This window comes from Neomicrococcus aestuarii, assembly GCF_014201135.1.
GTDB lineage: Bacteria > Actinomycetota > Actinomycetes > Actinomycetales > Micrococcaceae > Neomicrococcus > Neomicrococcus aestuarii.
Genome location: NZ_JACHDR010000001.1, coordinates 1371682 through 1395314 on the forward strand (window position 1 = coordinate 1371682; position 23633 = coordinate 1395314).

General features: G+C 58.7%; 23 protein-coding genes and 1 riboswitch. Of the genes, 7 read left to right on the forward strand and 16 right to left on the reverse strand.

Annotated features, from left to right (window positions below; translation table 11 throughout):
* Positions 1 to 45 precede the first annotated feature (45 nt).
* Together HD598_RS06045 and HD598_RS06050 are read right to left on the reverse strand one after the other, a co-directional pair.
* The gene (locus HD598_RS06045; protein WP_071894231.1) at positions 46 to 246 is read right to left on the reverse strand and encodes a hypothetical protein; all 201 of its coding nucleotides are present in this window, start codon (positions 244 to 246) and stop codon (positions 46 to 48) included.
* Positions 247 to 255: 9 nt separating this feature from the next.
* Positions 256 to 669 (reverse strand): MFS transporter, encoded by a 414-nt coding sequence (locus HD598_RS06050; protein WP_183664513.1) that lies wholly within the window; start codon positions 667 to 669, stop codon positions 256 to 258.
* A gap of 300 nt (positions 670 to 969) precedes the next feature.
* Here HD598_RS06050 and purS point away from each other — a divergent pair, with 300 nt between their 5' ends.
* Genes purS through purL form a run of 3 tightly spaced genes read left to right on the forward strand, consistent with a single transcriptional unit; the run spans position 970 to position 4275 of the window.
* The gene (gene purS, locus HD598_RS06055; RefSeq protein ID WP_071894233.1) at positions 970 to 1218 is read left to right on the forward strand and encodes a phosphoribosylformylglycinamidine synthase subunit PurS; all 249 of its coding nucleotides are present in this window, start codon (positions 970 to 972) and stop codon (positions 1216 to 1218) included.
* A gap of 1 nt (position 1219) precedes the next feature.
* Positions 1220 to 1981, forward strand: coding sequence for a phosphoribosylformylglycinamidine synthase subunit PurQ (purQ, locus tag HD598_RS06060; RefSeq protein WP_183664515.1), 762 nt, complete (start codon positions 1220 to 1222; stop codon positions 1979 to 1981).
* On the forward strand, positions 1978 to 4275 hold the full coding sequence (gene purL / locus HD598_RS06065) for a phosphoribosylformylglycinamidine synthase subunit PurL (RefSeq protein WP_183664516.1): 2298 nt from the start codon (positions 1978 to 1980) through the stop codon (positions 4273 to 4275). Before purQ ends, purL begins: the two co-directional genes overlap by 4 nt.
* A gap of 139 nt (positions 4276 to 4414) precedes the next feature.
* Here the strand turns inward: purL and HD598_RS06070 are convergent, their stop codons facing one another.
* From HD598_RS06070 to HD598_RS06080, 3 genes are all read right to left on the reverse strand, one after another.
* Positions 4415 to 4561, reverse strand: coding sequence for a hypothetical protein (locus tag HD598_RS06070; protein ID WP_183664518.1), 147 nt, complete (start codon positions 4559 to 4561; stop codon positions 4415 to 4417).
* 202 nt (positions 4562 to 4763) lie between these two features.
* Positions 4764 to 5966 (reverse strand): hypothetical protein, encoded by a 1203-nt coding sequence (locus HD598_RS06075; protein ID WP_183664520.1) that lies wholly within the window; start codon positions 5964 to 5966, stop codon positions 4764 to 4766.
* A 9-nt stretch (positions 5967 to 5975) separates the two neighbouring features.
* Positions 5976 to 6731 (reverse strand): hypothetical protein, encoded by a 756-nt coding sequence (locus tag HD598_RS06080; RefSeq protein ID WP_183664522.1) that lies wholly within the window; start codon positions 6729 to 6731, stop codon positions 5976 to 5978.
* A gap of 339 nt (positions 6732 to 7070) precedes the next feature.
* On the opposite strand from HD598_RS06080, the gene HD598_RS06085 reads away from it, so the two are divergent.
* A complete protein-coding gene (locus HD598_RS06085) occupies positions 7071 to 9677 on the forward strand; it encodes an HAD-IC family P-type ATPase (RefSeq protein ID WP_221244606.1) in 2607 nt (868 codons plus the stop codon).
* Positions 9678 to 9781: 104 nt separating this feature from the next.
* On the opposite strand, the gene HD598_RS06090 is transcribed toward HD598_RS06085, so the two are convergent.
* Positions 9782 to 10375 carry a hypothetical protein gene (locus HD598_RS06090; RefSeq protein ID WP_183664524.1) on the reverse strand — a complete coding sequence of 198 codons (594 nt, stop codon included), beginning with the start codon at positions 10373 to 10375 and terminating at the stop codon, positions 9782 to 9784.
* A 59-nt stretch (positions 10376 to 10434) separates the two neighbouring features.
* Between HD598_RS06090 and HD598_RS06095 the strand changes: the two genes are divergently transcribed.
* Positions 10435 to 11723 (forward strand): IS3 family transposase gene (locus HD598_RS06095; RefSeq protein ID WP_183663472.1). Its coding sequence is split into 2 segments (ribosomal slippage): positions 10435 to 10708 and positions 10708 to 11723, totalling 1290 coding nucleotides; the frame shifts between segments, so codons are not numbered across the junction.
* An 8-nt stretch (positions 11724 to 11731) separates the two neighbouring features.
* Here HD598_RS06095 and HD598_RS06100 read toward each other — a convergent pair.
* The 4 genes from HD598_RS06100 to HD598_RS06115 form a co-directional block, all read right to left on the reverse strand.
* Positions 11732 to 12103: a hypothetical protein gene (locus tag HD598_RS06100; protein ID WP_183664526.1), complete on the reverse strand. Its 372-nt coding sequence runs from the start codon at positions 12101 to 12103 to the stop codon at positions 11732 to 11734.
* Between the two features lie 197 nt (positions 12104 to 12300).
* Entirely contained in the window at positions 12301 to 13254 is a 954-nt protein-coding gene (locus HD598_RS06105; RefSeq protein WP_183664528.1) for an oxygenase MpaB family protein, read from the reverse strand.
* Positions 13255 to 13257: 3 nt separating this feature from the next.
* Positions 13258 to 13578, reverse strand: a complete 321-nt coding sequence (locus HD598_RS06110; protein WP_183664530.1) for a putative quinol monooxygenase — start codon at positions 13576 to 13578, stop codon at positions 13258 to 13260.
* Between the two features lie 9 nt (positions 13579 to 13587).
* Positions 13588 to 13983 (reverse strand): MmcQ/YjbR family DNA-binding protein, encoded by a 396-nt coding sequence (locus HD598_RS06115; protein WP_183664532.1) that lies wholly within the window; start codon positions 13981 to 13983, stop codon positions 13588 to 13590.
* Between the two features lie 39 nt (positions 13984 to 14022).
* Here HD598_RS06115 and HD598_RS06120 point away from each other — a divergent pair, with 39 nt between their 5' ends.
* The gene (locus HD598_RS06120; RefSeq protein ID WP_260170677.1) at positions 14023 to 14940 is read left to right on the forward strand and encodes a DUF1206 domain-containing protein; all 918 of its coding nucleotides are present in this window, start codon (positions 14023 to 14025) and stop codon (positions 14938 to 14940) included.
* Positions 14941 to 15003: 63 nt separating this feature from the next.
* Here HD598_RS06120 and HD598_RS06125 read toward each other — a convergent pair whose 3' ends face one another.
* The gene (locus tag HD598_RS06125; protein WP_183664536.1) at positions 15004 to 15978 is read right to left on the reverse strand and encodes an AEC family transporter; all 975 of its coding nucleotides are present in this window, start codon (positions 15976 to 15978) and stop codon (positions 15004 to 15006) included.
* A 142-nt stretch (positions 15979 to 16120) separates the two neighbouring features.
* A complete protein-coding gene (locus HD598_RS06130; RefSeq protein WP_183664538.1) occupies positions 16121 to 16537 on the reverse strand; it encodes a CoA-binding protein in 417 nt (138 codons plus the stop codon).
* A gap of 208 nt (positions 16538 to 16745) precedes the next feature.
* On the opposite strand from HD598_RS06130, the gene HD598_RS06135 reads away from it, so the two are divergent.
* Positions 16746 to 17384, forward strand: a complete 639-nt coding sequence (locus HD598_RS06135) for an NADPH-dependent F420 reductase (protein ID WP_183664540.1) — start codon at positions 16746 to 16748, stop codon at positions 17382 to 17384.
* A gap of 164 nt (positions 17385 to 17548) precedes the next feature.
* On the opposite strand, the gene HD598_RS06140 is transcribed toward HD598_RS06135, so the two are convergent.
* The 4 genes from HD598_RS06140 to HD598_RS06155 all read right to left on the reverse strand — a co-directional run bounded on the left by HD598_RS06140 (position 17549) and on the right by HD598_RS06155 (position 23616).
* Positions 17549 to 18808, reverse strand: coding sequence for an acyl-CoA dehydrogenase family protein (locus HD598_RS06140; RefSeq protein ID WP_183664542.1), 1260 nt, complete (start codon positions 18806 to 18808; stop codon positions 17549 to 17551).
* Between the two features lie 101 nt (positions 18809 to 18909).
* Positions 18910 to 19000: riboswitch (SAM riboswitch) on the reverse strand.
* Between the two features lie 236 nt (positions 19001 to 19236).
* On the reverse strand, positions 19237 to 20667 hold the full coding sequence (locus tag HD598_RS06145) for an LLM class flavin-dependent oxidoreductase (RefSeq protein ID WP_183664544.1): 1431 nt from the start codon (positions 20665 to 20667) through the stop codon (positions 19237 to 19239).
* Positions 20668 to 21930 carry an acyl-CoA dehydrogenase family protein gene (locus tag HD598_RS06150; protein ID WP_183664546.1) on the reverse strand — a complete coding sequence of 421 codons (1263 nt, stop codon included), beginning with the start codon at positions 21928 to 21930 and terminating at the stop codon, positions 20668 to 20670.
* Positions 21931 to 22002: 72 nt separating this feature from the next.
* On the reverse strand, positions 22003 to 23616 hold the full coding sequence (locus HD598_RS06155) for an ABC transporter ATP-binding protein (protein WP_183664548.1): 1614 nt from the start codon (positions 23614 to 23616) through the stop codon (positions 22003 to 22005).
* Positions 23617 to 23633: the final 17 nt, after the last annotated feature.

Here is a 23633-nt window from a genome sequence, read left to right on the forward strand (position 1 = left end):
CAGAGGAAGCCCCTGGCGACGCCCTGCACCGCGTCACGAGAGCTGCTAGTCGTTAGTTGCTCGGGGCTTCGTGGGATTGTTAGCCACGGCCGTCTGGTTCGCCTGCTTGGCGCGCTTATCTTGACGGATCTTATCCAGCACCATCTTGCCGAGGCCGGCGGCGATCGTCCCGCCCAAGAGGGCCAAGAGGAACGACTTTCCTGCTGCGCCGGTGCCAGAGGTTTCCGGAGAGTTGTTTTTCGTCATGCTCCTAGCCTACGTGCGCGGCTCGCGCGCAGAGCGCTTTTCCGCATCACTGAACAAGCTATACAAAACTGTCAGGGCGCCCACGAAGCTCAGTGCAACGCTGACGATGCAAAACAAACGAGCCGGGAACACATCAAAACGGGCGTCAAGAAATACCGCGCTAGAAAGAAGCGCAATCGCCAGAGACACAACAGCTACGACCCGTGGGGCGGTCTTCGTTTCATCGGATAGTCGGCCCAGCATTCCCACAAGTGGCATGATCACGGTTCCCGCGACAAGTACGCCCATCAAGACAGGCCACATGTCACTGCGGACGCCGAGCGCCGCAGATCCGTAGCTCATGTAGGTGGCCAGCTGGCCAAGGCCGCACACAGCGACTGCAACGAGCGCAGACCGAATATGAGATGCGTTGAGGTTCATCATCGTTCCTTGAGTTCTGGTTCACTCACAACCACAAGTGGATAACTACATTTTCCACACTAACTATCTTTTCCTGAGTACTCCGCTCTCCAAATGGCTAATGTTCAAACAGGCGAAGTTCTCAGCGATACCAAAGTTTCACTACCCGGCTCAGAGAGTGCCGCCAAGATCACCGCCATAAAGGAGAGGGGCACTGCCCAACCCCGTTAGAATGATGGGGCAAGCTCGCGGAGCGCCTATTGGCGTGAGACGGCAATCTCCCGCGTGCACACCCTCATCTCAAGAGCTCACAGGAGAATACGGATGCCTCGCATCATTGTGGACGTCATGCCCAAGCCCGAAATTCTTGACCCTCAGGGCAAAGCGATTGTTGGCGCCCTCCCCCGGCTCGGATTCGATGCTTTCAGCTCAGTTCGTCAGGGCAAGCGCTTTGAACTGACCGTTGAAGGCGAAGTTACCGAAGCCATCTTGGCGCAGGCGAAGGAAGCAGCAGCAACGTTGCTGTCCAACCCCGTGATCGAAGACGTCGTCAACGTTGAGGTGCAGGACTAACGTGGCCGAGCTCCCTCTCATTGGAAATTACAGCGAACCGGAGCAAGCGCTGAGCGACGCCCGCATTGGCGTTGTCACGTTCCCCGGAACCCTCGATGACCGCGATGCCGCCCGTGCCGTAAAGCTCGCTGGCGCAACCCCGGTCTCCTTGTGGCACGGCGATGCCGACCTTCAGAACGTGGACGCCGTCATCATCCCCGGCGGATTCTCCTACGGTGACTACCTGCGTGCCGGAGCAATCGCCCGCTTCGCGCCCATGATGTCCAAGATCATCGACGCAGCGAACTCGGATGCCAAGCTCCCCGTTTTGGGCATTTGCAACGGCTTCCAGATCCTCACAGAATCCCACTTGCTGCCGGGCTCCATGATCAAGAACGATCACTTGAAATTCATTTGCCGCGAGCAGGTCTTGACCGTTGAGAACAACACCACGGCGTGGACCAACGGTTATGCGCAAGGCGAGCAGATCGCCGTTGTCCTCAAAAACCAGGACGGACAGTACGTAGCCGACGACGCAACGTTGGATGCCCTCGAAGCTGAAGGCCGCGTCGTCGTGCGCTATGAAGGATGGAACCCCAACGGTTCCCGCCGCAACATCGCCGGAATCACCAACGAATTCGGCAACGTTGTGGGCCTCATGCCGCACCCTGAGCACGCTGTGGAAGCCGGATTCGGTCCAGACCACACGGGCACGGACGGCCTGCGCTTCTTCACGTCCGTTCTGACCAACCTCGTTAGCAAGACCGCCGGAGCCGCCAAGTGACCTCCTTCAATATCGATACTGTCGAAAACGCTGCCGCGACCCCAGACGTTGACTTGCCATGGGCCGAACTAGGCCTCAAGCAGAACGAATACGACGAGATCGTGAAGCTCCTCGAGCGCCGTCCAACGGCCGCCGAGCTCGCGATGTACTCCGTCATGTGGTCCGAGCACTGCTCCTACAAGTCCTCCAAGGTGCACTTGCGCCAGTTCGGTGACAAGGTCACCGAGGACATGAAGAAGGACATGCTCGTGGGCATCGGCGAAAACGCCGGCGTGACCAACTTGGGCGACGGCTGGGCCGTGACGTTCAAGGTGGAATCCCACAACCATCCTTCCTTCGTGGAGCCTTACCAGGGCGCTGCCACGGGCATCGGCGGCATTGTCCGCGACATCATCTCGATGGGTGCACGTCCCGTTGCTGTCATGGATCCACTGCGTTTCGGCGCGATTGATCACCCAGATACCGCTCGTTTGGTACACGGCATTGTGTCCGGCATCGGCGGCTACGGTAACTCCTTGGGTCTGCCGAACATCGGCGGCGAAGTGGTCTTCGATTCCGTGTACCAGGCCAACCCCCTCGTGAATGCTCTTGCAGTTGGCGTCATGCGCCACGAGGACATCCGCTTGGCCAACGCTTCCGGCGTGGGCAACAAGGTAGTGCTCTTCGGTGCACGCACGGGCGGCGACGGCATCGGCGGCGCATCCGTGCTGGCTTCCGAGTCCTTCGACGATTCCAAGCCATCCAAGCGCCCAGCCGTTCAGGTAGGCGACCCCTTCGCAGAGAAGGTGCTCATCGAGTGCTGCCTCGAACTCTTCAAGAACTCCCTCGTTGAAGGTATTCAGGACCTCGGCGCTGCAGGTATTTCTTGCGCTACCTCGGAGCTGGCCTCCAACGGTGACGGCGGCATGGACATCGAGCTGACCTCGGTGCTTTTGCGCGATCCAACCCTGACGCCAGGCGAAATCCTGATGTCCGAGTCTCAGGAACGCATGATGGCCGTGGTCTCCCCTGAGAACATCGAAGCCTTCGAAGCCGTCATGGACAAGTGGGCTGTTGAGTACTCCTGGTTGGGCGAAGTCACGGACACTGGCCGCTTGATCATCACATGGGACGGCCAGAAGATTGTGGACGTTGACCCACGCACCGTGGCTCACGACGGCCCTGTCTACGAGCGCCCGTACCACCGCCCCGAGTGGCTGGACAAGGTTCAAGCTGACACGTTCCGTTCCTCCGAGGCCGGCGCCAACTTGCCGTCCACGGGCGACGAACTCCGTGCCGCAACCCTTGAACTCATGGCCTCCCCCAATATGTGCTCCAAGGCTTGGGTCACTAACCAGTACGACCGCTTCGTGGGTGGCAACACCGCTCTCGCGACGCCGGATGATGCCGGCGTGATCCGCGTAGACGAAGAGACCGGCCTGGGCGTTGCGCTCTCCACCGACTGCAACGGCCGCTACGCCTACCTGGACCCGTACACGGGCGCACAGTTGGCCCTCGCCGAGTGCTACCGCAACGTGGCCACCACGGGCGCCATCCCGATGGCAGTCACCGACTGCTTGAACTTCGGTTCCCCCGAAGATCCAGAGGTCATGTGGCAGTTCGCCGAGTCCGTTCGCGGTCTCTCCGACGCCTGCTTGGAACTCTCCGTTCCCGTCACCGGCGGCAACGTCTCGCTCTACAACCAGACCGGCACCACGCCGATCCACCCCACCCCTGTGGTGGGCGTGCTCGGCAAGTTCGACGACGTCGCTCGCCGCACCCCGTCCGGTTGGCGCGAAAACGCTGACGGCCAGGCCATCTACTTGCTCGGCGTCACGCGCGACGAGCTCGATGGTTCCGAGTTCGCGAACATCCGCGGTCACTTGGGCGGCTTGCCACCAAAGGTTGACCTTGCTGCCGAGAAGCTCTTGGGCGAACTGCTCATCAACGCTTCGCGCGACGGCATGATCGACTCCGCGCACGACTTGTCTGAAGGCGGCCTCATCGCAGCACTGTCCGACATGGTCTTGCGTTACGGCGTTGGCGCCCGCGTAGCAGTGGACGACTTGTGCGACCGCGACGGCGTGGACGTCTTCACAGCGCTCTTCTCCGAGTCCCAGGCTCGCGCGATCGTGGCCGTGCCACGCTCCGAGGAAGTCCGCTTCAACGACATGACCGGCGCGCGCGGCTTCCCCGTGCTCCGCTTGGGCATCGTCGACTCCGAGTCCGGCGCCCTCGACGTTCAGGGCCAGTTCTCGTTGCCGATCGCAGAATTGCGCGAAGCTCACGAAGGCACCATGCGCAAGTACTTCTAACCCTTCCACCACGACGACGCAGCTCGGCACCCAGCGCAAGCTAGCGTCGTCGTACTGGTAAGGAAAAAGAAAACCGCGGGACCCGATCTACGGGCCCCGCGGTTTTCTTAACTAGCCGGTTTTACAACCGACCTGGATTCTAGTGACGCTGGCGAGCAGCCTTGCTGGTCTCAATCAGCGGGGTGCTGCCAACACCGTTTGCCTTGGCACGCTTTTCTGCGCGCTTTTCCTTGATGGTCTTACCGACCTTCTTGGTCTGATGCCTACCGGGATCTTTCATGGGCATTACGACGCCTCCTGTTATTCACGGGCTGTACTTCTCGAGCGCATTTGCACGTGCTCGATTTCACGGGGTCCCGCAGGATCTGGGGGTAGATGCCCCGTTTCCGGAGTCTACGCCTGAATGTGTTCCTTGGATAGAGGTGAGTTTTCCGCACACCTCTCAGCGGTCCTTTTGCGGTCTCTTTGCGGTCCGTTGAGGGCGGTGCTTAGCGGGCGTCGAAGCCGAAGATTTGGAAGTCAGCGGAGAGCCGCTTGCTCAGACCCTTCAGCGTGACCCGCGAGATCTCGTGTCCGTCTGACATGGCGTATTCGATGATTTCAATCTCCGAACCGTCCGCGTTGTCAACGAGTTGAGTGACCTTATCTTGGGAGATGATGGTCTGCGAGTAGGCGGAATTCGTTGTCTTTCCCTGCACGGTGAAGAGCCTGGTGGTTTTTCCCGTGGTGAGATCGGTTTGCATGATGCCGTCCTCGGCGCCGAACCACGTGAGCTTATTGCCGATTACTGAGGTGCTGCTAACCTGGGGCAAGCCTGTGCCATCCTCACGGATGATGGGTTTCTCGCTCTTCACTGCAGCGATTGAAAGCTCGCGGTATTTTCCCGTGGTGGTGTCCCACATGGAGACGACCGGCTTCGGTGTTTTCCCGGGTTCCGCCGCGTTCGAGATGTAGTAGATCACGCCGTCCACGCACGGGGCGTTCGGAACTACTGCGCCTTCGTTGGCCTTGAGCGAGGTGCCGATAACCTTCTCGGCGCCGTCGCTTGTTCCCGAGAGCTGAGCGAGCATCATGGGCTCACGCTCCGGAACGTCGGTCACCGAGTAGTGTCCCGTGGCTCGGCTAAGACCGTACACAGTGTCTCCGCATTGGGCCGCAATGAAGTAGTTGCCTTCCACCGTGTGCGTTTCAGCCTTATCCCCCTCGGTCACCACCACGTGGCTCGAGTACCCATCCTCCAGGAACCCGTTGTTATAGACCGCAACGCGCGTACCATCCACGTCCTCAAACAGGGCCACTTGACTGTCCGCCTTAGTACTAGGAAGTTTGTCCGTGTGATCCGCGGTCACGGTGAAGTCGGTGGAGGCGTCGGAGAACACCACTTCTTCATCGTGGAACGCTACTCTTCCCAGTTCCATCCCCGCGGTCAGAACGCGCGACGTTTCACCTTCGGGAGTCACCAAAATGACTTCCGCTTGCCCCACTTTTGAACCTTCGATCAGTCGTGAGGGAGGTGAAATATAGATGGCATAGCGCGCTTCGGCGACAGCCTGATCCGCACCATCGGATGAAACGAGGGCGGGCAGATCAGCCGAATCCGATTGGCAGCCCGCAAGTAGCGCCGCGACTCCCAAGAGCGCGACGCTACTTACCGCTTTGATACCTGCGGACATCCTGCTGCGAGCGGTCATGAATGCGTCCTACAGGGTCTGGTACGTGACGGTTCGCGAGTGATCTCTGATGTTGTACGGGTAGACGCCCGTTCCACCATTGCCGTCCAGATCAAGCCCGGTAGTTCGCAAGTAGGCCGCCCACACCAGCTGCGAGCAGTTCATCTTGGTTCCATAAGCATTCCGATTGAACGCGAAGTTGAAGTTATATTCCTTCCCACGCAAGCTCCCGTAAGCGAGGTTAGCTGCGGACTCACGCTGCGTCGTCGTAGCGGAAATGTATTGCTTAATGGAACCGGAACCCACGCGGTATGTGGACGTGGCCACAGCGCGACTCAACTTATCCCCGCCAGGCGCCTCAACCACCACCGACGTGGTGTAGTAGATGCCTGTGTGGCCGTGCTCCACGAACAACGTGGACGCGGGAGAAATGAAAATGTCGCCTCGTCGGGCGGCGCTTCCCAGCACTACCGTGCTACCGCTCCCCGAAGAACTATTGAGGGACAGTCCCGCATCCTTTGAAGCGGAAAGCTTGGCGGAGTTCGCCGACAACTGCGATGACCGTGCCTCCGCAAGGACTTCGTTGGTAGCTTGAGAGACCGAGATGTTTTTGGACTTCGCATACTGCGCGAGGTCACGCGATAGTTCGGTAGTGGTTGTTCCTGGGTTCAATGCGGCGAGCTCTTCGATCGCGGAAGGTGCCGCATTAGCAGCGGCCGGGACAGTTCCGGCAAGCATTGCAGCGACGCACAAAGCCGCCCCTGCGGTTGCAACCCTTCTTTTCATGACGATGCCTTCGTGAGAGATTGCGGGGTTGCGACGCGCCACCCCGTTGTCCGCGGAATCTTCGGACGGGATCAATCTATGCGCTTGAGTAATTGATGAAAATCACTCGTTTGGCCAAAAAACACCCCTAGAATTTGGACGTTTAAGATTCAACCCTGAGAAGCCCCCAGAATCATCCCTGAGATCGCCGGAATCATACCTGCGCATGATTAGGCGGTGCTGTGGCGTCCCTTAGTGTTATGGCAAGCGATCAGTAGCGAACGGACTGATCGCCCACAATTTTCTACGTTCTCCCTGCAACGCTTCGCCCGCGCCTGCAGCAGTTTCAGAGGATCTCTATTGGCACGGACCACAGTGACGACGCCCACCCGAACTTTCGAGCGCCCTGATGACGACCATCTGGTCCGCTTTGGCTTGAACGCGGACGCTGTCGCTGAGAGGACCGCCGCCGGGTGCACCAACCAGCAGCCCAACACCACCTCGCGAACCATCTGGCAGATTGCCCGCGCACACCTGTTCACCATCTTCAACCTGGTGCTCGGTTCCTGCGCGGCCGTGGTCATTGCGCTAGGACGCTGGCTGGATCTGCTGTTTGTGGTGTCCGCATTGGCGAACGTGGTGATCGGTTTTGTTCAGGAGTACTCCGCAAAGAAGGAACTGGACAAGATTTCGCTCTTGCGCCGAGATCCCGCCGTGGTCTTGCGGGACGGCGAGCGGGTGGAGATTCCGCTTGAGCAGATTGTGGTGGACGACGTCGTAGTGTTGCGTCGCGGCGACCAGGTGACAGCTGATGGGGTGGTGCTGCACTCAGACGGACTAGATGCCGACGAATCTTTGATGACCGGTGAATCCGATCCCGTCGTGAAAACTCCCGGGGACCGCGTGCTATCCGGCTCCTCCATCACCTCCGGCAACGGCCTGTACCGAGTCACCGAAGCCGGCGCCGACTCCCACGCTTCACGCATCACCAACGAAGCCCGATTGTTTTCCCAGATCAATTCCGAGCTCCGCGCTGGCCTCAACAAAGTGGTCAAGTGGATCAGTATTGGCATCGCACCCATCATGGCGATTGTCCTCAACGGTCAGATGGTGGCACGAGGCGGCTGGGATGCCGCGCTCTCCTCCGGAGCTTGGCGCGATGCTCTGATCTCTTCCGTGGCATCCATCGCCGCTATGATCCCGCAGGGCCTTGCACTCATGACCACTATTTCCTTCGCGCTCGCGGCCTTGAAGCTCGCCCGTGAAGGCGTTCTCATGCAAGAAATGGCCGCCGTTGAAGTCTTGGCGCGCGTGGATGTGGTGTGCTTCGACAAGACCGGAACGCTCACCGAGGGCGGCGTTCACTTTGGGTCCATTGAGCACGCTCGGCAGTATCTCAACGGCACTCTTGAGCCTGACAGCGCTCTTCCATCAAGCGGCACTGACCGCGACGACGCCCACGTCTCTTCCGGCACCCCCGTCCCTTTCAGTGCCCCTGCCTCCTCCAGTGCCCCCGCCTCTGCAGGCGACTCTCTCGCAACCGGGGACGACGACGAACTTAGCCCCGGCGCCGCGCTCGCGCTCGGCTGGTTTGGACACGACCCCGACGCAAACCCCACAGCTGCCGCCCTTCGCCCCACCTACCCGCACGAGCCCGGGCACTTGCCGCGCGGCGTCGTACCGTTTTCTTCTGCACGACGCTGGAGCGCAGTGGAATTCGAAACCGGACGCGCACAGGGCGCCTGGTTCCTGGGCGCGCCGGAAGCGTTGCTGCCGTTCGTGCCCGGCTCCGAAGATTTGGTGTCCCGATGTTCAGAGCTCGCGGCAGCCGGCAACAGGACGCTCGTTTTGTGTTCCGCGCCCGCGTTGGTTCGCGATGCTGCGAACGGTTCGCCGCAGGCAGCGCTTCCCGAGACCATCTCGGCGGTGGGAATCCTGCTCTTCCATGAGAAGGTCCGCGAGGATGCGGCCTCGACCATCGCGTACTTCCGCGAGCAAGATGTAGACCTCAAAATCATCTCCGGCGACAACCCGCACACTGTGGCTGCGGCTGCTTTGAAAGCCGGGCTCGAATTTGATGGCACGGCGCTCGACGCGAGCAAGCTTCCACTTGATGGGCCTGAGCTTGAAGAGGCCGTCAACACGCACTCGGTCTTTGGACGCGTGGGGCCAGAGCAAAAGCAGGCCATGGTCAAGGCGTTGCAAGCGCGCGGCCACGTTGTGGCGATGACCGGCGACGGCATCAATGACGCGTTGGCGCTCAAGTCCGCTGACCTGGGCATTGCCATGGGGAACGCGGCGCCAGCCACGAAAGCGGTCTCGCGTTTGGTGCTTCTGGACGGGCAATTCTCTCGACTCCCCTCCGTGGTGGCCGAGGGACGCAAGGTCATCGCGAACATTGAGCGCTTGGGCTACATGTTCTTGACCAAGACCAGCTACGCGATCATGTTCGGCATCGCTTTCGGCATGCTGTTCTGGTCCTTCCCGTTCATCCCTCGTCAGTCCTCCACCGTGGACTTCATTGTGCTCGGCGGGCCGGCGTTCGTGCTGGCGCTGATGCCCAACAAGCGCCGCTATATCCCAGGCTTCTTGAAACGCTCCTTGCGGGCGGCCATACCGAACGCCTTTGTCATCACCGTGGCCATTGTGGCCACCAGCTTCGTGATGCGAGAGATCTACCACGCAAGCCCGTCCCAGATTCAGACCGCGTCCTTCATAGTGCTTGGCCTCATGGGACTGTGGGTGCTGAACTGCGCGTCGAGGCCTTTGAACGTGATTCGATTCTGGTTGCTGGTAGCCATGTACGCGTTGCTTGTTGCCGTTCTGGTCATCCCGATCTCTCAGATGTACCACCTGTTCACGTTGCCAACGCCGGATCAGCTCCTTTCCGCGCTCATGATTGGCGTGGCTGGATGCGTGGTGCTTGAGATCCTCTACCGGGTGTTGCCGAAACCGCTTTTGGACTAGTTTTCTGGGGCCCCGGGGCTCGCCCCACGTCCTCTAACTATCGAGTTGCCAAGTTAACGCGGTCTGAGGCGCTCGCACGGCGTTAACTTGGCAAGTCGACGGGTCTAGGCCGGGCGCCTCCGGAGCTCGGCGCCGAGCCTTTGACGTTGCTCGTTGATCAGGCGCTCGAGCCGTGCGCAGGTGTCTCGAAATCCGCCCGCAAGATCTCTTGAGTTGCAATGAAGGTTCCGCCACCCCTCAGCTGAGAAAGCGTTGTCTCGCCAATTGTCGCGTTGTTGCTGCTCGCGCTCTCGGTGCGATCCTCCGTCATAGTGCACTGCAATCAAGAGCTCTTTGTACCCGAGGTCCGCCGAAGGTCTCCTCCAACCGCGGACGGGCAAATCTATTTGAAGATCCGGCTCGGGGAGGCCGGCGCGCATGATCGCCAGACGCAGTTTCGTTTCGGGCGGCGAATCTGAGCCAACCCGGGCAAGCTCAGTTGCACCTCTGAGTTTCTTGGCGCCTCGCCCATGAAAGTCAGCTGCCATCTTCTTCCATTCCGCGAGGTGGACGAACGGTTCCCACCGGTTCTCGAGTTCAGGCCGCGGTTCTCGCACAAGCTGATCGATGAGAACCACGAGTTCATCCAAGGACGCCAACGAGGCAAGCTCAATGACCGTCCGGGCAGGGCTGCTGAGCCACAGAGCATTGGAACGCACGACACTGTGAACCGTCCCAGGTTTGATGCCGTATCTTTTCGAGTTGAGAGGATGGCTTCATGCCGAAGAAGATTGATGCCCAGGTCCGCGAACGAGCGGTCAGGCTGGTGCTTGAGCACCGAGCGGAATACCCATCGAACGCGAAGGCGATCGCAGCCGTTGCCCGTCAAGAAGGTGTAGGGGCTGAGTCGCTGCGCCGGTGGGTCATCCAAGCCGAGATCGATGTCGGTGCCCGGGAAGGTCAGACCAGCGAAGAGCACGCTGAGATCAAGCGGCTCAAAGCCGAGAACCGTCAGCTCCGTGAGGACGTAGCGATCCTGCGCGCGGCAACGACTTTCTTCGCGGGGGAACTCGACCCCCGCAACCGCTGATGATGGGCTTCATCGACCAAATGCGTTCGGAGGGCTTCGCCGTCGAGTCGATCGTACGCGTCCTGCGTGAGCAGGGCGTGAAGATCGCGGCACGCACCTACCGTGCGTGGAAACGCCCCCGGATCTCGGCTCGTACGGTGACCGACGCGATGGTCGTGGACGCGGTCCGTGACGCCGCCTGGAAGACCGTCGTCGACCAGACAGGCACGCAACGGCGTCGGATGACTCCGGAGGGGTTGTACGGGCGGAAGAAGATGACCGCGCTAATCCGCCGTACCGCCTTGCCAGACGTCTCCCGCGGTGCAGTCGACCGCGCCATGCGGGCGTTGGGACTCTCGGGCGTCACGAGATCGAAAGCGATCCGTACGACGATCCGTGCGAAGGACGGGATCCGTGCCGGGGACCTGTTGAACCGGGACTTCACTGCCCCGCGGCCTGATCACACGTGGGTCACTGATTTCACCTACGTCCGCACCTGGACGGGCTGGGTATATGTTGCGTTCATCCTCGATGTGTTTTCGCAACGCATCGTGGCCTGGCATGTCCAGACCACCAAGCATGTCGACCTGGTCATGATCCCGTTGCGCATGGCGTTGTGGGAACGTGACCGGCAAGGCCACCGAGTCGGCCCTGGGCAGCTGCGGCATCACTCAGATGCGGGATCTCAATATACGTCTGTGATGCTCACCGAGCATCTCGCGTTGGAGGGTATCGCCGCATCGATTGGGTCGGTGGGTGATGCGTATGACAATGCGCTGATGGAGACGGTTAACGGGCTCTACAAGGCCGAGTGTGTGCGCACGACGATCTTCCACGACGGCCCTTACAAGACGATCGCGGACGTCGAGTTCGCGACCGCTGGATGGGTCGACTGGTATAACAACCGAAGGCTTCACGGTAGCCTTGGAATGGTCAGCCCCGACGAGTTCGAGGCGACCTATTACGCGGCCCTCACCCCAGAGCCGCTCCCCGCATAACAGCGGCATTAAACCTGGGACAGTTCACTGTCGCGGTGGCCTGACTGGTAGGACGTGATCCCATCGCGACGTATCCGAGGTTCGCCGAGCAGCGTGGTGAGGTGCACCGCGACATCGGCCGGGTGTTTTGGCGTGTAAAGACCGTGCATTCGAGCCGCACTGAAGTGACTCACCCAGGCTTTGGGGTACAACTTTTGCAGAGTCCACAGGAGAGAATACTCGGTAATCTCCAGGCTTGAGTGGGCATAAAGTCCCCGAACAGCAGTCTGGATGATGTCTTTCGCATCCACACGCGTGCCGTGAAAGCCACTCTTCTCCAGTTGCTCACGGGTGAAGACGGCACGTTGAAGCTCGCGCGGGAGTTCGCGACGCCTTGTCATAGCTCCATAATTGACGAAATTTCAGGCAGGAAGCCGTTTTCCACAGGGTCTTCGGCGGCGACCCTGATTCCAGTTGCCAAGTTAACGCCGTTGAGGAGCCAAACACCGCGTTAACTTGGCAACTCGCGGAAGAGGGGGCGCGGGGAGGGACGCGGACGGGCGCGGGGGAAGCGCGGAGCGGCCAGAAGTGGGCGCGCTCAGAGCACGCCGAGGCGGCGAAGACGACGACGTGCCGCGAGTTCCGAAGGCCCCACCTTCTGGAGCGCGACTTGGACCACGGCGAGAGCAAAGCGCGCCAGTCCATTGGACACCGGCCGCAAGAACGCGGGCCATTGGCGCAACTCGAGGAGCTCAGCTTGCCGAGGCGTGAGTGAATTGACGACCGCAAGAAATAACAAGCGATACCCGGGCAAAAGCATGGGGTCCAAAGGTGGCTGCTGCAAAAAGTGGACTACCTCCCGGACGCGTGGGCCGCCGGAGAGCTGGGCATCGTCGTCGTATTGGAGTAAAGCCGCGGTAAGCTCCGCGCGAGACCGCGGCGGCGAGGCAACCCCCATCATCGTCCCGGCCACGGACCACTCGCGAACGTACGCGTCCGCGCCGGATTCGCCGGGGAGAGCGTCGGGCGGGAGCGGGATGGGGCCGCGGAAGTCCTGGTACGCGGTGAGGAAGGCTTCGGCGAACGCGCAGTGGACCCAGTGGGCTAGGGTGGCGTCGTTCGCAGAATATTCGAGGGATTCGCCGGTTGCCGAAGCATACGTTCCGGTGACGGGTTCATGACGACGACGCACGTAGGCGCACGCCTGTTGCGCCGCCGCCGTGTCCCCGTACGTCACCGTGAAAATCCAGCGGATAGTGCCGGCAAGCCGGGCCAGCGGATCCGCGCGGTAGTCGGAATGTTCGGCGACGCCCGCGAGCGCGCCCGGGTGCAAAGCCTGCAGCAGCAACGCTTTGATGCCCGCGGCGATCGGCGTCATGCCGCCGTGAACGTGCCAGGTGGCGGAAGTCGGGGCGAAATAGCCCGCGTCATCCCCGCGATCGAGGGCGTCTTCCCACGCGGGAACGCCCTCGGTTTGGCCCGCGAACGTGTGGCGCAAGCGCACCCGCAAAGGGTGAATCGCCCGCGCCGCCACGTCCCCGAGAAAACTCATGAGCTAGTCAACCCGAAGTTCGCCCATGCGATCCCAGTCATCCCCGTCCACGGTGCGGGAAATGATGTGCGGGGTCTCCACGAGGGCCGGCTTCAAGTCGATCATGGCCTGCTTGAAGTGGTCGCTGTTGACGTGATCGCCCGCGGCGTCATTCTCAAAGGCCTCCACCAGTACAAACGTGTCCGGCTCCTCCACGGAACGGGACCATTCGAACCACTTGTTGCCGGGCTCGGCGCGGGTGGCGGAGGTGAAATCCGCTGCGAGTTCCATGAAGTTCTCGGTGTATTCGGGGCGGGTCTTGAATTTCACAACAATAAAGATCATGGTTCCAGCCTAGTTCGCAGCGAGCCCTCGCCACCGCAAACGCTCTTGCTGCGCGCGCGTCATTTTGCTGACCACCAGATCATAGGAATCCTCCACGAGCTCGCGCACAAACTCATCCTCGAGCGCCCCGAATTCAACGGTGATCCAATGCCTTTTGCTCATGTGGTAACCCGGGGTGATGGCTGGATACTCGGCGCGCAGTGCTTCGGAAACGGGTGGATCGCACTTCAGGTTCAGGCGAGTATTGCCGTTGATGAGCATCGCGAACATTTTGCCGGGCACTTCCGCGGACCCCGCACCGGCGCCCGCACGAACTTTGAACACCGCGTACTCTTCGCCAAATGGAAAATCCGCGTACGCGCCGGGAAAACTGAGGCAGAATTGTTCTAGTTTTTGCGCATCCATTTCTTGAGTTTAGAACCGAATCGAGTCGCCGTGAGCAATATGGACCGGGCCCAGCACCACACCAAGAAGGCCATTGACGCCGCCGAGCGCGCGTCCCAACATCCTTGGTTTGAGCGGTTGGCGCGGCTGGGGTTTGTGGCCAGCGGAATCCTTCATTTGCTCATTGGTGTTCTCGCGTGGAGCGTGGCTTTTGGGGGTAGCGGTAACGCGGATCAGTCGGGGGCTGTTGCTCTGTTGAAGGAGCAGTCTTTTGGTCCGGTGCTGTTGTGGACGTGTTTGATTGGTTGCGCGTTTTTGGCGTTGTGGCATCTTTCGGAGTCCTTCTTCGGCCCCACGGGGCGCGATGGCATCCGCGATTTGTCGGCGGACGAGCTAAAGAGCGCGGCTCAGGATTCGGTGAAGGATCCGCTTGCGGCGAAGGATGACCGGACGGTGTCTACGGTGGGCCGGGTGCTCAAGAACGTGGGTACGGGCTTGGTGTACGCGGCGATGGCGGTGGTGTTTGCGCAGTTCATTTTCGGTGCCGGGAGTGACAGCGAAGAGACTGCGGCGGGTGCCACGACCACCATTAATTCGCTTCCTGGCGGGCCGTTGCTGCTGATTGTTGGCGGCGCCGTGATCATCATTGTGGGCGGCTATTACGTGTTCAAGGGCGTGACGCGTCGCTTTGAGAAGGACCTGTCACTCCCCCGCAGCGGCGCGCTTCGCGGTGCGGCGCGGGTGCTGGGCGTGCTCGGTTATGTGGCCAAGGGCCTGACTCTTGCGGCCGTGGGGTTGTTGGTGATTGTTGCGGCGGTTCAGAATGATCCGCAGGAATCCACTGGTTTCGACGGCGCGCTCAAGGCCATCAAGGATCAGTCCTTCGGCGTTCCCGCGCTGGCGTTCATCGGCGCCGGGCTGATGGCGTACGGAATTTACTTGTTCTTCCGCGCGCGCCTTGCGGACATGGATGGCTAGTTTTTTCCAGTACGACGACGCAGCCTTGCGGACACCCTCGTCTTCCGTGGTTGGGAATCGGCGCTAGGACAGCGTGAGAGTTGCCAGTAGCGGTAGCGTGAGCGCCGCGAAGAGGTTTGTTCCCAGGATGGTGGCCGCTACGAGGTTGGCGTCGCCCTTAGTGGACGTAGCCAGAACGTAGGCCGTGCCAGCGGTGGGCATGCCGGCCATGATGAGGATCGTGAAGATCCACTCTTGACCGTTCCCCATTGCGAAGAGTGGCTGGCCGACGGCGAGGATTGCCACAAACGTAATGGCTGGCAAGAGTGCGAGCTTCGCGACGGTCGCAAAGGCAACTGGGCCGAGCTTGAGCTCTCCCCCGCGGATCGCTTGGAACGATGGCCGAAGCCCCAGACCCACAGCGAAGAGCGCTGCGGGTGAAGCTGCGGCGGACATGAGTTCAGCGAACTCGATGATGGGCCCGTCTTTGGGCCAGCCAATGAAGTTCACTGCGAAGCCTAAAAGCACCGCCCACATGATGGGGTTCTTCAAGAGCGAGCCCTTGAGCGCACGTCCGAATTGGCGTGATCGGCTTCCCGAACCTTCGGGTGTCAGGATGCCGTGGATCAGCGGGTAGCCCACCATGAAGATGATGTTGTGGATGAGTTGGACAATAACGGCTGGCAAGTAGCCCACCGGACCAAGGATTCCCATGACCAACGGAATGCCAAGATAGGACACATTGCCGAAGGCCGCTCCCATGGATGAGCTGAGGTCCACCGTGTCGTTGCGCTTGTTCGTAATCCAAAAGAATAGCCACACGAGAGCCCAGTAGACCAGCGTTCCCAGAGTCACAGCGAGAGTGACGGCGGCCGGGATTCCCTGAGAGAGGTCAGCTTGAGCCGTGAGGATGAACAGCAACGCCGGCAGCGCCACGAAGAACACGAAGGCGCTAATGCCAGGTTCTGCGTTCTTGAATCGCGACCACGAACTGCAAAAGAAACCAACGAGGATTCCCAAAAAGAGCGGGAGGATCCTCAAGAGGATTTCAAGGAACATGAGTGAGGTCTTCGTTCGTCGAGTGGCGTGTAGGTACTAGTTGCACGTAGGTGCGAGGGGCGAAACCCTCAAGTACACATTATTCGTCCGACGCTTCAGACCCTCCGCGTCTTACGACGCGAAGTTGCGAGATCTCCGAGCCCTATAGTCCGAGTTTCGGCGCCTCGATGGCGGGGCAGGTATTCATGACCACGTCTAGTCCTGCGGCGCGGGCTCGCTCGGCAGCCGCCTCGTCAATCACGCCCACTTGCAGCCATACCGCGTCCGCGCCGATCTCGATCGCCTGATCCACCACGGCTCCCACTTTCTGGGAGTTCACGAAGCAGTCCACCACGTTGATGTGTCCCGGAATGTCGGCGAGTTTCTTGTAACCCTGGCGACCGTGAACGTCGTCGCCTTTCAAGGAAACCGGCACTACATCCATGCCAAGATGATCGATCAAGAACTTCGAGACACCCAGCGCCGCGCGTCGTGGATTATTAGACAGGCCCACCACGGCCCACCGACCTTGGATCGTCAGTAGCCGCTTAATGACCTCTGGATCATTCATGTCCCTCACCCTACCGCTGGAGGCGAGCTGCGTCGTCGTACTAACGGTACTTCCCAGCCCATCGACGCAACGCAAGCAACGGTTTTACCATAGGGTGTAGATCACAAAAATTCGCGGTAATAGTTGAATATTCAAGCTAGTTACACTCTCCGTGACCAACATTTTCAAAACTTTCTTCGCGTGGATCGCCTCGCTCTTTTCGAAACGGAGTTCAAACATGGCTGACGTAACCATCATCGGTGCAGGCAACATGGCTCGCGGAATTAGTTCGCGCGTCGTCGCAGCTGACCGTTCCCTCGAGATCCTCAACCGTGAGGCTGGCAAGGCTCAGGAGCTCGCAACCGAGCTCGGCGGCGCTGTCAACGGTGCTGCTCTTGAGCAGAAGGTCTCTGGCAAGATCGTGATCCTCGCTCTTCCATTCGACGCCTCGAAGGAAGTTGTCGCTTCCCTCGGTTCCGCTCTTGACGGCAAGATCGTCATCGACATCTCCAACCCAGTCAATTTCGAAACCTTCGATTCCCTCACCGTTCCTGCTGGCACCTCCGCTGCTGAAGAGCTTGCAAAGCTTGCTCCAAACGCTACGTTCGTCAAGGCTTTCAACACCACGTTCGCTGGCAACCTTGCTTCCGGCAAGATCAACGGCCAGCCACTCGACGTCTTCGTTGCTTCCGATTCCGCTGAGGCCCGCGCCGCTGTGGTTTCCCTGATCTCCGACGCCGACATGCGCGCCATCGAGGTCGGCGGCTTGCACCACGCTCGCGAGCTCGAAGGCTTCCAGCTCCTGCACATGGCTCTCCAGGTCAATCCTGCTTACGAGAACTTCCAGTGGGGCTCTTCGATCCAGATCGTTGGCTAGTTAGAATTTTTCACAGCCGTAGGGCGCGAACCTTCCGTTCCGGGTTCGCGCCCTACTTATTTCTAATTACGACGGCGCAGCCTGCGTCCCTGACCATGTTCAGCTCCGCGAATGCCCACCATCCACCGCGCCGTCGCAAATCTATGGAGTTGTGCTTGCTGTGATTACTCCGGCTTGGCGGCCTGGTTCGTTTCCGACTTCGCGTCACCGATGGCGTTGAGGCCCACGGGAATCGTGCCGTTGATGTAGTAGTCGCCGAGGCTGCGAGCGCGGAAAGCGATGGGGTTGTGCGTCGCGACCGTCTGCGCGTTCCGCCAGAAGCGGTCCAAGCCCTTGCTGGTGCTCGTTGCCGAAGCGCCAACCGTCAAGAACAGCGACTGTGCGGCGTCAAGCACCAGATCCGGAACGATCACTTGGCCAGCTTCGATCGCAAGCTCGCTGCGGTGAGCGCCGCTGATGTCCCCGGTTTCAAGAGCTTCGTTGAGCGCGGTATCGAGTTCGCGCCCCGTAGCCACCACGGTGGCTTCTGCCGCGTACGCCTTCGCCGCGATCTTGCCAATTTCGGCCTGAATGAGCGGATCTTCACGGAACGGCAGGCCGCTTCCCGTGTTGAAAGTGCGCTTGCGAGTAGCAACGAGGGCTGCTGCCGCATCCCGTGCTCCGCGGGCAATACCCGCAAGAACCGCCAAGAGGACATACTGGAAGAAGGCTGCTTCGGTAATGGCCTCGAGCGTGCCCACGGTGCGCTCAAAGATCAGGTTGTCAGGAACAACAACATCCGTGAAGACGGTAGTGCCGGTACCAGTGAGCTTTTGACCGAAGCCGTCCCAGTCATCGAACACGGAGACGCCGAGGGCATTGATGGGGATGAGGGCAAAGCTTCTGCCCTCGCGACCTTCAACCGCTACAGAGACGCGAGTGTAATCAGAGAAGACCGTCCCCGTGGAGTAAAACTTTTCGCCATTCAACCGCCACGTTCCATCCGCCGCTTTAGTGATCACCGTATTCAGGGTTCCAATGACATTGCCGCCCTTTTCGGTGGAAGCATTTCCGACTGTTTCACCGTGCAAAACTCGGCCGTACCATTCGGAACGACGAGCTGGATCAAACGCGCGGATCGATTCAACGAACCCCAAGTGTGAACGGTAGAGGTGCGCCACGTTCGAATCCGCTGCGGCCAAGTCAATGAGCAACCGGCCGAGGGTTTCGAGCGAGATTCCAGCGCCACCAAACTCCGCCGGCACACGAAGCGAACCAAAACCGGCGTCATCAAGCCACTTGACCTGCTCAAACGGCAGGATGCGCTCTTGGTCGCGGGCTAGTGCGCCTTCTTCGATCCGCGCAAAGATCGGCGCAAACCTGCGCTGCAGCTGCTGGTATTCGGTGCCGATGACCAAATTTGCGGAAAAGTGTTGCTCACTCATGGCTTTCCTTTCATCGTTCCGATGAGCGAATGCAGCCAATTTTGATGAGCAAGCCGAACCCCACAACAGCTCGGCTGGTCAATCAGAGAAAGCATGAAAGCACTCCATCGGTCCTGGCAGTAGCACCGTCCTCGAGTGAGGTGGTTGCTGCGACGTCACGGAGCCAAGTCTCTCGGTCGCTCTTGATGGTTTATGTTGCAGATCTAGCTAATCGCAGAATATTTGAAAAAGCAAACGCATTCGGCCATTGAGGTAAATATTTTGACACGCAACAGGAAATAAGTCGAAGAATATTGGTCAAGAACGCCATCTTCCGAATTCGGAAACGCTAACTCATTGGGTAGGAAGGAGTGAAAGCTGTGAACCTACTTTCGGAGGTGTCTCGATTTCGGTCCACAGCTCCTCCTCCCCGTCGTCCGGCAGGATTTTTAGCTCTCTTGCGAGCTAAACACGCTCTTCTCGACAACTGTTGCTTCTGCCGATAAGTCGTCAAAAATGCCACGGTACTGAGCAGCAGGGTGACTATCCGGCAACTTATCCCCTCGATTGAAAATCTTGTTCCGTAGTGACCCTGGCGCATATTCTCGCTGGGCGATCCCGCGGTTCTGAAGTTCCGGAAGCAGACCCTCAATGAAATTGTCGTATGAGCCTGGGAGTATATGGTTCATGACGTTCAGTCCGTCTATGCCAGCGTCTTGCCATTCAATCAAAGCATCTGCAATTTGCTCAGGCGTGCCCACAATTTGCTGTTGTTTAGCCCTGTAATAGGCGAGGTCCCTTAAAGTCGGGTTCCGTCCGGGCGTTGATGCCAAGACAGCTTCCAAAACGCCCTGCGCGCCCTCCGTCTGGACCTCCCCAATCGGAGTGTCAAGATCGAGCCCACCGAAGTCCACTCCTAGGCCGCCACCAATGTGAGCAATGATTGCGTGTAGGTCAAGGAACTCGTCGTACTCGGCTTCAAGCTGCTTTGCCTCAGCTTCAGTCGATCCAACAACAAACGAGAGCCCAGCGAAGACTTTAATGTCCTGACGCTCGCGCCCTGCCTTGTTGAGCTGTTCAACGATCTGAGCATTCTTCTTCCGCACATATTCAGGATGTGGCGCAAAGAGGAACGTGGCTTCTGCATGTGTTGCGGCGAACTGGACGCCTCGCGGCGATGAACCCGCTTGGAACAGGAAAGGAGTGCGCTGGGTGCTTGGTAGTGCCAAGTGAGGACCATCAATCGAGTAGTAGTCACCTCGATGATTAATCTTGTGCACCTTAGAAGGATCTGCGTAGATTCCCTTTTCTTTGTCCGCCAACAGAGCGTCGTCGTCCCAAGACCCTTCCCAAAGCTTGTACGCGGCAGCAACATACTCCTCGGCCCAGCCGTACCGATCATCATGTGCGGGCAAAGTTGAAGCCCCAAAATTTCGGTGTGCGTTAGCGAGCACGCTAGTCACGATGTTCCAACCCACGCGGCCGTTTGAAATGTGATCGAGCGTGGACATCTGACGCGCAAACTGGAACGGATGAGCCTGAATGACCGAGCTAGTGGCTGCAATACCAATGTTCTCGGTATGCGTTGCAATGGCCGCAAGCAGAATCAGGGGATCGTGCGTTGGAATCTGTAGTCCTTTACGAACATGTGATGCCCAGCCACCCTCGTGATCCCCATAGAGTCCCACGACATCCGCGAAGAACAAAGAATCGAACTTTGCGGCTTCGAGTTTAATCGCGAGATCCACCCAAATTTGAGGATCATAGAAGCGGTGTTGCTGCGCCTGCGGATGGCGCCACAATCCCCCCAGAATGTGGCTAGAGGTATTCATCAAGAATGCGGACAGCGCGAGACGTGGCCGCGAGTCAAAAGTACCCATTTAGTTTGAAGTCTCCTTTGAAGCTGAGGAGTTGGGGGCGTCACCAATGGCGTTAAGGCCCTGCGGAATAGTGCCGTTGATGTAAAAGTCCCCTACAGAGCGTGCCTTGAATGCAACTGGGTTGTGCGTCGCTACCGTCCTCGCATTTCGCCAGTATCTATCCAGCGCCTTGGACGTTGATACCGCTGACGCACCTGTCACGTCGAACAGTTCGCTGGTCGCATCTAGGATCAGTTTCGGCACGGCAACGTGAGCTTGCTGTACGGCAAGTTCCGCCCGCAAATAGCCCTCTTCAGGTGTGAGCTTTAATGACGGATCATTTGCCGCATCCAAGCTCCTAGCTGCTGCTTCAACGATCGACTGTGCCGCAAAGACATTTGAGGCGAGCTTTCCAACCAATTGTTGGATGAGCTGGTCGTCCTTGAATGCCGCGCCAGAGCCTGTATTGAAAGTTCGTGTCCGGGATGCAACGATCTTGGCGGCTTCATCCCGGGCAGCACGCCCGATGCCAACAAGAACGGCAAGCAAGCATGTCTGGAAAAACGCCGGTTCAAGAGTCGAACTGGGGCGACGCTGAATGATGTTTTCCTCGTCTACTGAAACATCATCGAAAATTGCGGTGCCGGTGCCCGTAAGCGGCTGACCAAACCCATCCCAGTCATCCAAAATTGTCACTCCCCGCGCCTCACGCGGGATTATTGCGTATTGGCGCCCCTCGACTCCGTCCGTGGTAGCCATAACCACAATCCAGTCGGCAAAGATTGAGCCGGTTGTATAGAACTTCTCACCCTGCAGAACCCAGCCCGAATCCCGTTTAACAAGTTTCGTATTGGTTGTGCCGAGGGCATTTCCTCCGCGCTCGGTCGCCGCATTGCCAAAAATCTCACCATTCAAAACACGGGCATACCAGCGTTCCTGGAACTCTTCAGGTTCGCGAGAAATGGTTTCCACGAACGAAAAGTGCGATCGCAAGAGGTGCGAAACATTGGAGTCGGCGGCCGAGAGGTCAATCAACAACCGGAACAGATGTTCGTGACTGATGGGTTCGCCGCCAAACTTCTTTGGAACACGAACTTTGGTGAATCCGGCATCCTTTAGCCACTGAACTTGCTTGAATGGAAGCTCCCTATTGAGCTCTCGGTCCTTGGCTCCTTCGGCGATTCGTGCAAACACTTCAGCAAACTGGTCAGAAAGATTCTGATACTTTGCTTCATCACTCAAGGCATTGACCTCAGGCTCAGAATTAGCAGAAGTTGTGGTCATAATTGGTGTCTCCCCTTGCTCTTGCGAACAGTTCTTGGTTCATTTTTGGCTCGGACCAACGTTGGCCCGGAGCTAGGCATTTATGAGTTCTTTCAAAACATGGCCCGGAGCAGAGTTAAGTAACCGTTGGGTGTACTCATGCTGAGGATTCTCAACGACCGCTGTTGCTGGGCCGGTTTCAACCAATTCCCCGTTCTTCAGCACTCCGATGTTGTCGCTGATGCGCTCGACTACTTTGAGATCATGTGAAATGAATAGATACGTCAACCCAGCTTCTTCTTGCAGGCGGTTCAACAGAACCAGAATCTGTTCTTGCGTCAGAACATCGAGGGCGCTGAGCGCTTCATCGAGTACTAGAATTTTGGCGCCCGCTGCCAGAGCTCTTGCAATCGCAACTCGTTGTCTTTGGCCGCCAGACAGCTCAGCTGGTCGCTTGTTTTTCAAACGTTCCGGTAGGTTGACGCTTTCAAGTAATTCGGCGACTCTGGCTTCCCGTTGTTTGCGAGACCCGAGTTTGAAGTTCACGAGTGGTTCCGCGATGATGCGTTCGATTGAATGTCTCGGGTCTAATGCTGAGTCCGGGTTCTGGAAGACAAATTGCACCTCACGCCACAGCTTGCGACGCTGTTTACCTTTAGCGTTTGTCACGTCTACGCCATTTACCAGTACCTGGCCCGAGTCTGGGGAGGTGAGCGACAGCATGATTTTTGCAGTCGTGGACTTACCAGAGCCTGACTCACCGACTAAGGAAAAGGTCGTTCCCCGCGGGATGGCAAACGAAACGTTGTCCACCGCAGTATGCGCCTGTTCGCCGGAGCCAAAAGTCTTTACGAGGTTCTTAACCTCTAACGCTGTTTCGGAAGTCCCCCTGGATTGCTTGGACGCCGGCTCAATAGTCGAGTGGGCAATAAGGGCCTTCGTATAGGCGTTCACGCTTTGGGTGACCAACTCGCGGACGGATCGGTCCTCCAGAATCTTGCCGCTGTTCATGACAAGGATTCGATCCGCAATGTCCGTCGCCACAGCAATATCGTGGGTCACGAAAAGAACGGTCGTATTCCGCTTGCGTGCAAGCTCGACGAAGACCTCCAACACTTTTCGTTGCACAGTTACGTCAAGCGCACTGGTCGGTTCATCGGCGATGAGCAACTTTGGGTTGAGAGCAAAAGCAATAGCGATGAGAACTCGTTGCTTCAGACCACCTGAAAGCTCGTGGGGGTATTGGGATAGACGGTGTTCCGTACGATCGATGCCAACACTCTCGAGAAGCTCGATTGCTTTGCTGCGCCAGTTCGAGCGCGGGCCCGAACGTGTTGGATGGAGTTTGAAGACCTCGATAATTTGTGAGCCGATTGTCTTGACCGGATCTAATGAAGCTCCCGGGTCTTGGGGCACCAGTCCGATACCTACACCTCGAAGAGTTCTCCATTCATTCTGCGTGTACTCGAGTACGTTCTCGGAGTCGATTTCAACCCGACCGTTCACAGTCGCATCTCGCGGCAAGAGACCTATAAGAGTCTTCGCCAAGGTGGACTTTCCAGAACCTGACTCCCCGACAATCGCAACGATCTGTCCATCTGGAACGTTCAAAGTGACATTCTTGAGAGCTTCATAACCCTGCGCGTACTGGACCGAGAGTTCGCTAACTCTCAGCACCCCTCCCGCTTGTTTTTCTTGAATAGACATCTGGTATTTCCTGTAGT

Coding starts and splice junctions, on each gene's coding strand:
- HD598_RS06045 (WP_071894231.1), bottom strand. CDS start 246: ATGACGAAAAACAACTCTCCGGAAACCTCTGGCACCGGCGCAGCAGGA.
- HD598_RS06050 (WP_183664513.1), bottom strand. CDS start 669: ATGATGAACCTCAACGCATCTCATATTCGGTCTGCGCTCGTTGCAGTC.
- purS (WP_071894233.1), top strand. CDS start 970: ATGCCTCGCATCATTGTGGACGTCATGCCCAAGCCCGAAATTCTTGAC.
- HD598_RS06070 (WP_183664518.1), bottom strand. CDS start 4,561: ATGCCCATGAAAGATCCCGGTAGGCATCAGACCAAGAAGGTCGGTAAG.
- HD598_RS06075 (WP_183664520.1), bottom strand. CDS start 5,966: ATGACCGCTCGCAGCAGGATGTCCGCAGGTATCAAAGCGGTAAGTAGC.
- HD598_RS06080 (WP_183664522.1), bottom strand. CDS start 6,731: ATGAAAAGAAGGGTTGCAACCGCAGGGGCGGCTTTGTGCGTCGCTGCA.
- HD598_RS06100 (WP_183664526.1), bottom strand. CDS start 12,103: ATGACAAGGCGTCGCGAACTCCCGCGCGAGCTTCAACGTGCCGTCTTC.
- HD598_RS06105 (WP_183664528.1), bottom strand. CDS start 13,254: ATGAGTTTTCTCGGGGACGTGGCGGCGCGGGCGATTCACCCTTTGCGG.
- HD598_RS06110 (WP_183664530.1), bottom strand. CDS start 13,578: ATGATCTTTATTGTTGTGAAATTCAAGACCCGCCCCGAATACACCGAG.
- HD598_RS06115 (WP_183664532.1), bottom strand. CDS start 13,983: ATGGATGCGCAAAAACTAGAACAATTCTGCCTCAGTTTTCCCGGCGCG.
- HD598_RS06120 (WP_260170677.1), top strand. CDS start 14,023: ATGGACCGGGCCCAGCACCACACCAAGAAGGCCATTGACGCCGCCGAG.
- HD598_RS06125 (WP_183664536.1), bottom strand. CDS start 15,978: ATGTTCCTTGAAATCCTCTTGAGGATCCTCCCGCTCTTTTTGGGAATC.
- HD598_RS06135 (WP_183664540.1), top strand. CDS start 16,746: ATGGCTGACGTAACCATCATCGGTGCAGGCAACATGGCTCGCGGAATT.
- HD598_RS06140 (WP_183664542.1), bottom strand. CDS start 18,808: ATGAGTGAGCAACACTTTTCCGCAAATTTGGTCATCGGCACCGAATAC.
- HD598_RS06145 (WP_183664544.1), bottom strand. CDS start 20,667: ATGGGTACTTTTGACTCGCGGCCACGTCTCGCGCTGTCCGCATTCTTG.
- HD598_RS06150 (WP_183664546.1), bottom strand. CDS start 21,930: ATGACCACAACTTCTGCTAATTCTGAGCCTGAGGTCAATGCCTTGAGT.
- HD598_RS06155 (WP_183664548.1), bottom strand. CDS start 23,616: ATGTCTATTCAAGAAAAACAAGCGGGAGGGGTGCTGAGAGTTAGCGAA.